The organism is Aquimarina rhabdastrellae (assembly GCA_947387485.1).
Lineage (GTDB): Bacteria > Bacteroidota > Bacteroidia > Flavobacteriales > Flavobacteriaceae > Aquimarina.
Genome location: CANDNT010000001.1, coordinates 960,395 through 973,545 on the forward strand (window position 1 = coordinate 960,395; position 13,151 = coordinate 973,545).

At 34.1% G+C, this 13,151-nt stretch carries 5 protein-coding genes; all 5 read right to left on the reverse strand.

Annotation, left to right across the window (positions count from 1 at the left end; all coding sequences use genetic code 11):
* Nucleotides 1–104: 104 nt before the first annotated feature.
* The 5 genes from ACYEKI_RS03835 to ACYEKI_RS03855 all read right to left on the reverse strand — a co-directional run bounded on the left by ACYEKI_RS03835 (nt 105) and on the right by ACYEKI_RS03855 (nt 13,146).
* Nucleotides 105–9,176 carry a LamG-like jellyroll fold domain-containing protein gene (locus tag ACYEKI_RS03835; RefSeq protein ID WP_459209840.1) on the reverse strand — a complete coding sequence of 3,024 codons (9,072 nt, stop codon included), beginning with the start codon at nt 9,174–9,176 and terminating at the stop codon, nt 105–107.
* Nucleotides 9,177–9,188: 12 nt separating this feature from the next.
* Nucleotides 9,189–9,800 (reverse strand): hypothetical protein, encoded by a 612-nt coding sequence (locus ACYEKI_RS03840; protein WP_459209841.1) that lies wholly within the window; start codon nt 9,798–9,800, stop codon nt 9,189–9,191.
* A gap of 208 nt (nt 9,801–10,008) precedes the next feature.
* Nucleotides 10,009–11,121, reverse strand: a complete 1,113-nt coding sequence (locus tag ACYEKI_RS03845) for a hypothetical protein (RefSeq protein WP_459209842.1) — start codon at nt 11,119–11,121, stop codon at nt 10,009–10,011.
* A gap of 195 nt (nt 11,122–11,316) precedes the next feature.
* On the reverse strand, nt 11,317–12,240 hold the full coding sequence (locus ACYEKI_RS03850) for a patatin-like phospholipase family protein (RefSeq protein ID WP_459209843.1): 924 nt from the start codon (nt 12,238–12,240) through the stop codon (nt 11,317–11,319).
* A gap of 9 nt (nt 12,241–12,249) precedes the next feature.
* Nucleotides 12,250–13,146 (reverse strand): patatin-like phospholipase family protein, encoded by an 897-nt coding sequence (locus tag ACYEKI_RS03855; protein WP_459209844.1) that lies wholly within the window; start codon nt 13,144–13,146, stop codon nt 12,250–12,252.
* Nucleotides 13,147–13,151: the final 5 nt, after the last annotated feature.

The window sequence follows — 13,151 nt, forward strand, 5'->3', positions numbered from 1 at the left end:
CTTATTTCTGTACGACATTTTTTTATATAAAAAGCCCCCTATATTTTAGGGGGCCTAGATTCAACCAAAATTCAGTAGCTTATAAAAACTCACTGATTTTTTCCTTATTCAATTACTAACTTACGTTGTAATTCTTGTCCTTCATAATTTAGTTTATACACATAGATACCACTTGATAATACATTTTCTTCTGCAATACCATTCCAATCAACTGTATGTAATACATTTCCTTTTACTGTATCTGATACAAAAGTGTATACCTTTTGTCCTAATACGTTATATAGGCTTATGTCTACATGTCCATCTTCTGGGATACTATAACTAATCTGTGTAGCATCGGTCATAGGGTTAGGAATATTTTGTTCTAAACTTAATCCTAATACACCGTTTAACACTACTTCTTCAGTTTCGCTATTAGGAGTGTAATTTAACACATAAGGTGATTTCATTACTCCTAATGATACCTCGGTATCAAAATCCTCTATATTATCCAAAGTCACTATCTTCTCTCCATCAAATAACTTGAATGTTATCTCTTCATTTGATGAGCTACCTCCTATACCGATAAAGTAGTGATATTTACCTTTTATCAACTGCGCTTGCGCCACACCTCTAAGCTCTTCTCCAGCAAATGCTGCTATCGTATACTCTTTTGAGGTATCTAATTGTACTGCATTTACTACTGCTGTCATATACATAAACCTTAAATAGTCTCCTCGATCTACTTTCCAGTTTAATTGTGCTGCTTCATCTATAGTTGATAAACTTGCTTCACTTACTTTTGAAGCTTCACTTGCTCTATCTACTAATCCACTGTAGTTTAATGTCATTGCATTTGTTACATCCATTATATATCCATGTCCTGGTAATAAATGTGTCAAAGCTCCTACCCAACCATCTTCTGCTGTATATTCTGCTCTAAGTCCTCTACGTTCTATACGATCACCTATACTTATTCTTGGTGATGATGTTAAGGAACGTAGTGCAAAAGCTGTTCGCTGTAATTCACTTGGTAAAAAGGCTATTGGTGTAAGTTCTTTATCATTTGGATCACCATCACCTTCAGCATCTCCATTTAAGTAAATATTAGTATTAACATCTGCTGGAGCTCCTGATACTATTAAGGTTATTTGATTTCTACTTGAGCGCTGTAATACATAAGATTTACGTATATCTATAGTATTTGGATAACCCTCTTGTGCTACCAATATTCCATTAGCATCTGCTATAGCTATTGGATTTAAATCATCTAGCGTCTCTGCATCTATCAGTTGATCTCCCGCAGATAATCCTTCTATAGCATCTAATGATAACGTTGTTACCATAGGGTTATCACTTACATTAAAACTGATATCAAAGTTTCTACCACTCACTACAATTCTACGGGTTAACGTACTCCCCACAGTAAAGGTTACAGGTACAGTTTGATTACCTATATCTCCTCTAAAATCAAAGTCATAGCGTTCAACAATATTCTCATACTCTGTACATTCTGAAGCATCCCAAACTCTAAAACTTAGTCTCTTTCCATTGTCACTTCTATCACCAAATACAGATAAATCTACTAATCCTCTTGAATTTACATTTGTTGATCCTCTAAACTCTCCATCTATATATGCCGCTACAATATCATTTACATCTGTAGATTGCTCTCCATCGATTATTAATCGACTCGTAAAATCTGTTGTTCCTAAGAAATCACCAGTATCAAATCCATTATCATAATCTGGCACCACACAATTGGTAGTAATCTCCAGCGTAAAGCTTTCTATTCCTATAGGTGTTCCTGTTGTAGTAGGGTTTGATGAATTATCAAATACCTCTGCATTTACCGTAGCTGTATGTATCCCTGGCGTTAAGAATGGGGCTACTACAAATTCTAAATTACGCTCGGTTGCTCTAGCAGCTAACGATAAACGATCATCTTCATCTATATTTCTAATAGTTCCTCCATTATTTTCTCTTACAGATAACCATACTGGTAAGCGTCTAAAACGATATTCTACTGGAATTCCTCCTTGACTATTATCAAAATTAATATCATCAATAATCAATTCTTGTCCCTCTGTCTGTACACGTTCTACATCATTTTGACTCCATTGTATTGTATTTAAATTAACAATAAAACTCCATGATGCTCCTTCTATATTATTATTAGTCACATCTCTTAATCCTCCATCTGCTAAAATCACTGTTAATTGAGCTCCTTCAAGATTTGCTAACGAACTCAATGGCCTAAGGTTAAGCACTGTCCCTCCTAAAGACACACTTGTTTCAAACTCTAAGTTTGTTACCATTCTACTCACATCTATAGGTGCTGCTGCATCTCCATTAACAAAGTTTAATCCTGTTGCTGTAGTTGCTCTTGCATTTCCGGTATAATCTCTAATAGCTTCTTGTATACCATCTACCTCAAGTGCGATATCATCTAATACAAAGTAGGCTATCAAGTTTACTTCATTCCCTAATAATTGTGCATCTAGATTTTGTACAATCTCTATTGGTGTTCTTGCATCATTCCATATACGGATGTCATCTATACCTCCTGTATAAGATTGCCCACTTACTATAGGCGAAATCACTATATCTTTTGTATTCACTATACTAGAGCTATATGTTCCTGATCCTACTGGATCTCCATTAAAATAGATTTGTATCACTCCTGTACCATCATATACAGCTGCTATATGTGTCCAAGCAAATGGTTGAATGGTTCTTGTAGAACGTACATTATCATTAACCTCAATATGTCCAGACGGTGTTAATGCAACTTTATAATTATTTCCTTTATCCAAGATAGGTACTGCTGTGCCTTCTGGAATAAAACTAGGATTTACCCACATCTCTACCGTAAAGGCATCTGGAGCATTAAATACTGGACGGTGTGGTATGGTTATTTCTGCATTTTGTGTTCTTAACTCTGCCGATACCAAATCTCTTGGTAATCCCCCCAATACACCTCTTAAGGCTACAGAATTTAAATTAACCGTTGCTGGATTTATAGCCGAAGAGAATGTTGCTGAGATCGTTCCCGAAGTATAAATCCCATTATTGGCTGGATTTGTACTTACTAAAACAGCCGCTGTTTTATTAATAGTTCCAGAAATAAATTCTGTTGGATTATTTCTTGCATTCGGATTATTACTCAGTGGATCACAGATAGGTACTATACGTACACTATAATCTCCATTGGCCAAATCCATCTCTGCCGTATAGGTAATAAATCCATCTGGTTGTAAATCTTCCCTTAGAGCTGCTGCATCAAGCGTTACTAATTCTATTCCTCTATTATTTCCTGCAATAGCATATTCTATCGCTACCTGAAAATCACTAGTCTCTACAAAGTCTTCTGGATCTGTACCTTCTGGAATTTCTCCTAAAATATCTAATAATCCTGGAATTCTAAATCTAAAATCTAACAGATTTTCACTTCTATTATTAATTACCCAATCTTCAATAGGTGCTGTCACTTCTATATTATCTACACAAGGTGCGCTAAAATCGGCTGTAAAAGTAATCTCTTGTACTGGTCTTATACCACTATCAAAATCATCAGGTGCATTCGCTCCTGCTCCTATTAATCGGTATTCATCTACACGATAAGATTGGTATAAAAACCCGTCTCCTCCTTGTTCGCAATCTGCATAAAAACGTAATCGTATATCTTCGTATCTTACATTTTGACCTTCGTCGGCTGGATTACGTCTCACTACCATACGTACAGGTCCATCTAGAGTTTGACGAACTCTTACTGGGGAATTCTCATCTGGTCCAAAAGAGAATGATGCTCGATTTCCTGCTACACTATTAAGATCTACTCCTCCTACTTCTACTTGAGCTCCATTAAGATTTGAAGAGTTTATCAATTGTACAAAATATATTTTAGGAGTAGCGTCATTGGCTAGCTGTGTATTACGTAAGGTTAACTCATATTCTACAAAATCATTTCCTTCATTAAAACCTACAGCATTATCTATTGCGATTTCTACTGCCTGACGTGGTTGTGTCCCTGCTTCAAACGGACACGAACTACGTCCTGCATAAACTGCAAACATAGGGGTTCCAAATTCTGGATCTGGAACAACCGCTGTAAAGAATTGATCTCCAGCATCATCATCATTAATAGTAAAACTCTCTGTTACAACATTATTAAAACTATCATTTGATGTAGTTGCTCTTGATCCTATTACCCTACCACTAACTCCATAAGATATTGTAGCACCTCCAAAATTGGTTGTATTACTTATATTAAATCCAAGTCCAGCTCCACCATTAAAGTTATCTCCATTATTGTCAGTTATACTTCTGGTAAAAGAATAACTAATGCTAATACCATCACTAAATGCAATTCCACTTTCATCCAATCTTGTAAACTGTTCCAAATCCTCAAATAGCATTCCTTCGTCTTCATCATCTACTACTCTAACATTATCAACTATATCATTAAATGTAGTTCTATTTTCTTCTACAACTCCATCATCAAGGTCAAATACTACCGCATCTCTCTTTCTTTTATTAGTATCTACATAGCTTTTCCATCTATCAATTTGTCTTTGTAGATCAGCTGGATCTATTTCTTCTGTACCGTCTTCAGTTTCATCTACACCTTTTTCTATTAATTCTTCTAAATTTGGAATGATCACATCTAAAATCTGTTGTTGTGTGATTGCAAACGGAGTTTGACTTGTTACAGATGCTACGCGGTTTGGTTCATTTGTAACCGTACAAGTAGTTAGATCTACCTTAATTTCATTTCCCATGCTTACAGCAAGTACATCTGTAGTTCCTATAAAAACATCTGCATCTTGCCCTACATAAGTATCAAAAGAAGGTGTTGTTATACTTCTACCAACAGTGAAAGTTGTTTCGTTTCCTCCTGTATTACGGTATGAAAAATTTCCTATAGCAGAGAGTTGACCTTCTATTCTTTGTGAAGTTCCTGTTGTAGTAATTTCAAAAGTAGTTCCTGCTCCTACACCTGTAAAAGTCCCTTGTGTTGTCATAGATTCAAAATTAACTCCAGCAGAACCTACTATCTCTAAATCTGTATCAACTCCTTCAGAGAATGTTTTTGTCATAGTGAATGAAGCTCCTTCATGTAATGTAGCAAAACTACTATCACCTGGTGGATCGTGTAATACATGTACTACAGTAGGATTGGTTAATGTAAAATCTGCATTACCTGCTCGTGATCCTGTGACTACAGCTTTTGTAGTAAACGTCTCAATTTCTATAGTACTAGAAGCTCCTCTTTCTGCTGTTGCTGTAAAATTACGTGAAAAACTATTTGATTCATCTTGAGTATCTTCAATAAAATTAGGGGTATTTACTTCAAACTGTAATACAGCATTTCCCATCTCGTTTGTTTCAACTGCCACACTACCCTCTAATATCTCACTGGTACCTTCTTCTTCACTAGCACCTTCTTCATCAGTACTTTCTGTCATTAGATTAATTCCTCTTATCAAATCTCCACTATAGTTAACTGTAATCCCTTCTAATGCACAACGTTCTCCATTATATTCTTCAAATACGGTAGTTACTGCTACTATCTGAGTGCTTTGCGCAAATATATAACGATCCATACAATTAGATCTTATTGTAACTTCATCTCCTAATATTCTTTGTCCTTGATCGTTTAGAGTATCACTTAACTCATAAAATTTGGTTTCTAGTTGCATATTATTACGATATGCTATGTCTTCAATAGCATTTCCATAACGTAAATCTATTGTGTTGCTCACTATAAATGGTGTTTCTGGGTTTAGTCTATTTGTTAAAGACAATTCATAAACACCTGGTATCAAACCATTTACTACAAACACTTTAAAATCATTATCAAAATTAGCGGCGCTAATATTACGAACAAACTGAGGTTCTGCTATATCAGTTCTAGTAATTGTTCCTGTCCATTCTCCTACATTATTGTCACAAGGAACTATGATATTTCCTATAAAACTATGTCTAGTTAAATTCTCAAAATTTAGCTCTGTAATCACTTCATCTACATTTAATCTATAAGCATCTCCTTCTGGATTAAAACGCTCATTTGAGGCTATATATTCAAAAAACACTCTACGCTCTAAAGGAGCATTAGCACTATCATCAAAACTTACATCTCCAAAAACTCCGAAATAATTATTATCTCTAGAACCTTCTTCTACTATCATATTTACTGCTCTAAAACTATCTTCATTATGTTCAAAAGTATATCTTAGGCTTAATGCACTCAATGGATCATCATTATTATCTTCTGCTATATTATTTCCATCTGCAATTCTTCTTAATAAAGGTTCTGAATATGCACCTATACGATATTCTAACTCATCAATATGTCCTACATAAAAATCTGTTTTTGAAGCTGATCCTTCTGCTGGATTTTCTATATGAGTTGCTCCCAAATAAGCTTTGGTATTAAAATCTAAAGCTCCTACACCTGATGGTATAGAAATCACTTCATAATCTCCATCAAAAAGTACACGTATACTATTATCGGCTTCATTAATAGCTACAGCAAAAAATTCAAAAGCATTTTCTTCTATCCCTGGTAAAGTCACTTGTCTTAATTCTCGATCATTTAAACGTACCGACAATAGTTCATTATCTATTATTTGTACTTTTAAACTTCCATGATGTAAAATCGTTTGTCTAGGCCTAACTGCTGCATTTGGATCAAGTGCTATCATTCTTCTAAAAAAACCTGTCCAAGTCAATTGATTCGTGGTATTAACAAGTGCATCTTTTAATTCTGCATATCCTTCATTTTGAAAATAGATACTCGTTTCATTTTGTCTAGTATTCTCATCTGCATTTGTATTTGTACTTTGTAATATTGTTGGGTGAATAGAGAATCTTTGCCTTCCTTGTGGGCTATCAAATCGAAACGATCCATTTGATTCTGTACCTATGGCTTCTCCTGTCTCATTATCCCTTAACACACCTCCATTCACCTGAATAGCAGTACCTTCCAAAACAGGATATACAGTCTCTACTCCTCCATTATCTACTACATATTGCACTCTACCTTGAATCTCAAAAGTCGATATATCTACAAATTGATCAATACTACTTTCCACATCTGTAAATGATAATTGCTCTCTAACTTGTTTAAATCTAGTCTCTGGGCTAAATTCATGATTAGGTAGATATGGTGTAAACGTATATCCAAAATCACTATCTGTAGCTAAACCTCCTGGTAACGTAGCAAAACTATAATTCCCGTTTTGATCTGTTACCACTCCATATGCAATTGGTGGAGTATCATTATCTTGTGTTGTAAATGTACTTGATGATCTTCCTACTAATCGTCCTCTAGTACCTATTGCTTGATTATAAATTTCACGATCTCTTGTTAAATCAAAACGATAATATGCTATTAAATTAGTATCCTCTGATCCTAAGATAAGGTCTTTATACGTAAAAACTTCTTCTGGGGTACGTGTTGTTTTCCAGATACGCAGTTCATCTAATAAATAGTTGTTACGTACCTCATGATTAAATGAGAATTGTGATATTCTATTTAATCCCACCACAAAAGGTGTTGTTGTTGTAGCATCTGCTCTTCTTGAATTCTCCAAATCTGGTGCTAATCCTCCATCTACATATAATGCTCCTCCTATAGGGCTTACCGAAAATGCATAATGATGCCAATCTGTAGGATCTCCTTTAATAGGAGTTTCTAGGTATACTGCACCACCTAAATACATTTGAACCTTATCGTTATTGATACGGATCTCTCCTGTATCTAATTTAAATACGGTATTTACAGCAGTACTACTCGTTGGTGTTTTATACCAGAACTCTATTGTAGCTACTCCTCTTGCTTCTTCAAATACCTGTACATTATTGATAAAGATTGGAGCTCCATTGTTTCTTACATCTAGTGCACTATTATTAGACTGTGCAATAGCGCCATCTTTTAATACTGCTTCTACTGTTACACCTCGTACTCCACTTTGTCCTTGGGTTACTACCCTACCGTTTACTTCTCCATTATGGAATACAAATCCTGTATCTACTCCTTCTATAGTTTCTTCAGTATTCATTCTACCTATTACGGTATATTCATAGAGACGACCAGGTACTATTCCTTCATCAAATTCTTCAAAAAACTCTGATACTCCTGTTCTCGCTATCTCTTCTGGAGTGATCTCTATATCGCTTACTACGCTAGATTCAGCACCTCCTCCAAGTTCTCTTCTTCTAATCTCATACGAAGTTACTCCAGCTACATGAGGCCAACGCAAACGTATACTATGCTTGCTATCTGTTCTAAAATCTGCACCATTTCCATTACTTGCTTCTAGTAAAATACGGTCAAGACTAAAAATAGGATGATCTGCCATAGCATTAATATGAGCTATTCGTGTTCCTCCTTGATCTCTTCTTATTTTGGTACGTATACTTGAATAGGCTAATGATGGAACCGTTTCTATAGGATTCTCTATCGTATTTAATGCATTATACCATCTCGCTTCTTTAAGTTGTGGGAAATTTGCAACAACAATATCTTCGTCTGCCTCTACATAAGCAATTACTAACCCTAAACGATTAAAATCTCTAAGTGTAAGATTACTAGCATTAAATAATGTACGGAATCTATTATCTTCTAATTGATCCCTAGTTCTAGCACGGTTCCATGCTCTATATTCTGCTAAGAACAAATGATCTTCACGTCCTGTAGTAACATATAAATCTTCTGCCGATACCGTAAAGTTTTGTAATGAAGCTCTACGAACCCCATTAATATAAATACTAAATCGATTCCCAGTTTCAAATACTAACCCAAAGTGATACCACTGATCATTTTCTAATACGGCATCACCAGATAAATTAATCTCTGGGATTACAGCATTTCCATTGGTTATACTTATGGTTTCAGGTGTTACTTCTATTCTAAACTCGTTACTACCGTCTAATAAGTTTGTAAGTTCAAAATTCCCGAAAGATCTTCCATCTTCTCTATCCAGTCTTACCCAAAATTCTAAGGTTCCTTCTCCTGCTCGACCGGCATTAATAAGATTTGTTCGTAAACGTGTTTGGGTATCATAATACGATTTATACCCTCCATCGGCTAATAACTGTGCCACATAAGGTCGTGTAGCAGTATCTTGTGCTATGGTTAAAAAACTAAAGCATAGCATCCACAACAATACAAATTGTTTTATTCTTTTCATATGCTTTATAGTTTAAAATGTATTTTTAATTCGTTGCATTATGAAATTATTTTGTTCATAATTGTTATCAGACCCTATTACAAGAGAAGCTCCGTCATCATCTTTAACATTAAATATATATCGTCCAAAATCTCCTTCATGGGGAATTTCATCACTAGCATGCTGTATTGATACGATAACTGAATCCTCTGCTATTCCTGGAAGGAATATACTTTCATCTTGTGCAAATAAAATTCTCCATCTAAAATTCCTGTTATCCTGAATATTATTACTTTTTTCAAAATAAACATCTTCTACACTAAAATCATTACCTTCTCTTCTTAAGAAATAATCAGGTTTTTTAGCAGAAGCAATCAATACTTCCCCAAAACTATCTTCTACAGGTATAATAATGAATGCATCACTATATTTACTATTAACATTTTCATCATTACCAATTACTCTACGTAAATCAGCTTTATTATTTTCAAGATTATGATACAATCTATTTGTTAAAAAAATTTCTCCCTCTGCTCTATAATCTCTATTACTTACAAACCTATATAGATAGGTATCGTTTTCTTGTGCTACTACACTAGTACAGCCTAGTAATAATAACACCACAAATTGATATATTTTTTTCATATTTTTTATTTTTATTCTCCTTAATTATTGACAATAATCATCCTGCCCTTTGTTTATTATTTCTTAAACAATGAGAAGGTATACCTATATAATTGTCTTATCTTAAGGAATATTGGCGTTTGATATGTTATTGTTTTCGATACAATTTTATGTCGTTTCGCTTTATAAAATCACTCAAACTGACAACTCAAACATTTTTGTTGCTTCTTTATTTATTGATTGTTGCTTCTAGCGCTTCAATCTTTTTCATTAATTGTTCAATCTTTTCTTCTTGATTGATGGTATGCAATGTCAACTCTTCAACCTTTTCTACCAGGATGGTATTGATTTGTCCTACATTCATTCCTTCAGCTACCACTTGTGCTTCTGTAGGCATATTAGGCAAGTGTTTATTTGCTTTAATATATTGTGCAATTTCTTTAAGTGGCATTAAATCATAATCTTTTGCAAATACATAATCTGGAAAAGATGTTACATTTAATCGTACTTGATCTGTTGTAATCACTCCATCTTGCATACGTATCATTTCATCTCCGCTTTGATTTAAAAATGAAATTCTATCATCTCCAGTATCGTTATTATCTGGTTGAAATCTTAATGCTCCATTAGAACTAATCAATCCTCCATCACTTCCAGAACGACGTAAAAACAATTCTCCATCTTGAACTTTTGCTATTATATCATTTGATGAATTTCTAAACTCTATAGCATCATCTCCTGTATTATCTACATCTGGATGTAAGATTATTTCTCCATGACTTTGAAATTGTCCTCCATCAACTCTAATATTACCCTGATTAACATGGATTTTTTGTACTGGATTATTTATTCCTAAACCTATATTTCTATCAAAATAAGCGTTATCATCAAAATTAGCCGGTCTTTCTACAATTAGTCCATTATCATAAGACATACGAGCAATCGTTCTATCATCTCCATTTCTACCTACTCTAAAACGTATAGGTTCATCACTACTACTATTATCAGAATTTGAATAAATTTCCAAGCCTCTAATACTACGTAACTGTGCATAATCAGTGTTCGCCATTCCTCTTATCTGAAGTCCTTTTCGATTAAACTCTGCCATGTAACGACCGTCTCCTACACTACTTTGTTGACCTACGACAAATCGAATCGCTTCGCCACTTCTATCATTATTATTATCTGCTCTAATAACAACTCCTCTAGTTGAATTTATATTATATCGCCATTCTGCTGTCCCTTGATTCGTTACACTTGCTGATCCAGATTGAGCTTGTAATCCAAACCCACCTAGACCTAACATTAAACACGTTAATACTGTGATTTGTTTCTTTTTCATTGTATTTATTTTTTAAAATTTAATTATTCAAAAGTCCTACAATGTCGTTTTATAAGCAATAAAGCATATCACCTTGTGATAGTTATCACAAAGTGATATGCTTTATTGCTTTTGTATACCTTATTAAATTACAAGAATTTTAAAAAAGTCATATTCTAAACAGAAACTAATGCTATCTTATTTTCTTATGTTTTTTTATCCAGCTAAATCAATATGTTTTATTTTATTTTCCTGTGTTTTACGATCTTTTTCTTGAGCATATTGATAGCCTTGTTGCCACCATGCTGTCATTAATTTTTTATCAAAAATCAAGGAGTTTTCGGTTAATTTTGATGGAGTATAGTATAGGTTTAAAGAAACTTCTTTATTAATAGCAGCAAGTTTACCCTCTATCACATCGTGTTTTTCGACTTGATCGAGCATAAAGCCAAACAGGTTTACCATTAAAGAAAATGGGTTTTTACCTAATACCTTATTATGTTCCATATTTTCTGATTCTAAGATGATCGCATCTACTTCTGTTGCTCCTCTTTTAATCGCCTCTCTGATAGGAACTATACATCCAAAACCGCCATCTGCGTATTCACATTCATTTTTTGTCACCATACTCATAAATGGTACATAATTACAGGAGATCCATATCCAATCGCAAAAATCCTCATAACCAAAATCATTTATGGATTTGTATTCGGTTCTGCTTTTGGTCAAATTTGACACTGTAACGACAACATCTTTTACTCGTTCTTTGGCCAAATTAAATTCGGCTTCGCTAAAGTTTTTACGAATAGCTCTACGCAAATTTTTACTTTCTCCAAAAGTACGTTTGTGTTTAATAAACTGCCATACTGTATTAAAAAAGTTAATGGATACAAATTCTCGATCTCCTTTTTTACGCAATACAAAGGGATTGACACTAAAGATCGTACTTTGTTTTACATTGGTATAGATATCATACACCTTAGGGATATTACCTAATGCCAGATATGGGATCAATAAACTCCCTGTAGAGGTTCCTAAAAAGAGATCGTATTTATGTTTTTTTTCCTCGATGAGGTATTGTGCAACGCCTCCTGCAAAAGCGCCTTTACTTCCTCCTCCTGATATTACTAATGCTCGCATATAGTGTGATTAAATTCGATTTGAGTTATTTTTTTGTTTGGCAAATTGGTATCCACTTTTCCACCAGATTTTCATTTTTTCTTTATCAAAGACTAGTGAATTTGTGGTTAATACTGTTGGGGTATAATATAAATCTAGGCTTATATCTAGGTTTTTGGCTTTGTATTTCCCTATTCGTATATTCTGGGTTTCGATTTGATCCATCATAAAATTTACCATATTGGTAATTAATGAAAATGGATTTTTGGTAGGCATTCTATTGATATATGTAACCTCTGTTTCTAATACGATAACATCTATAGCTGTTGCTCCTCTTTTTATAGCTTCTTCTATAGGTACCATATCTCCTAATCCGCCATCTACATAATCGCAATTATTCTTTTGTACCAAACTCATAAATGGAGGATAGTTACAGGATATCCATACCCAATCGCAAAATTCATCATAATCAAAATCGTGTATCGATTTGTACTCTACCGTATTGGTCGATAGATTTGTTACAGTAACAACGACTTCTTTATGGCTAGCTTTGAGGGTTTCGAGATAATGGGGTGGTATTGATTTACGTATTAACTTTCTTAAGTTTCTACTATCTCCAAAGGTTTTCTTTCCTGTAAAGAGATTTTTTAAAACATTGAAATGATTTATCGTTACATCTTTATGCCCGTGTTTCTCTTTAATATTAAACGGACAGTTTTTAAATATTGAGGATTGATTAACCGAAGTATATATTTCTTTTATTTCGGCTACTTTGCCCAAAGCCAAATGAGATATTAATAAACTCCCTGTAGAAGTTCCTATATAGATATCATATTCTCGTTTTAAATCTTCTATCAAATGTTGAGCAACACCTCCTGCAAAGGCTCCTTTACTTCCTCCTCCAGAAATGACTAATGCTCTCTTCATAGATT

Excerpts from the sequence above, each read along its gene's own strand:
- ACYEKI_RS03835 (WP_459209840.1), bottom strand. The coding sequence starts at position 9,176 with ATGAAAAGAATAAAACAATTTGTATTGTTGTGGATGCTATGCTTTAGT.
- ACYEKI_RS03850 (WP_459209843.1), bottom strand. The coding sequence starts at position 12,240 with ATGCGAGCATTAGTAATATCAGGAGGAGGAAGTAAAGGCGCTTTTGCA.
- ACYEKI_RS03855 (WP_459209844.1), bottom strand. The coding sequence starts at position 13,146 with ATGAAGAGAGCATTAGTCATTTCTGGAGGAGGAAGTAAAGGAGCCTTT.
- ACYEKI_RS03840 (WP_459209841.1), bottom strand. The coding sequence starts at position 9,800 with ATGAAAAAAATATATCAATTTGTGGTGTTATTATTACTAGGCTGTACT.
- ACYEKI_RS03845 (WP_459209842.1), bottom strand. The coding sequence starts at position 11,121 with ATGAAAAAGAAACAAATCACAGTATTAACGTGTTTAATGTTAGGTCTA.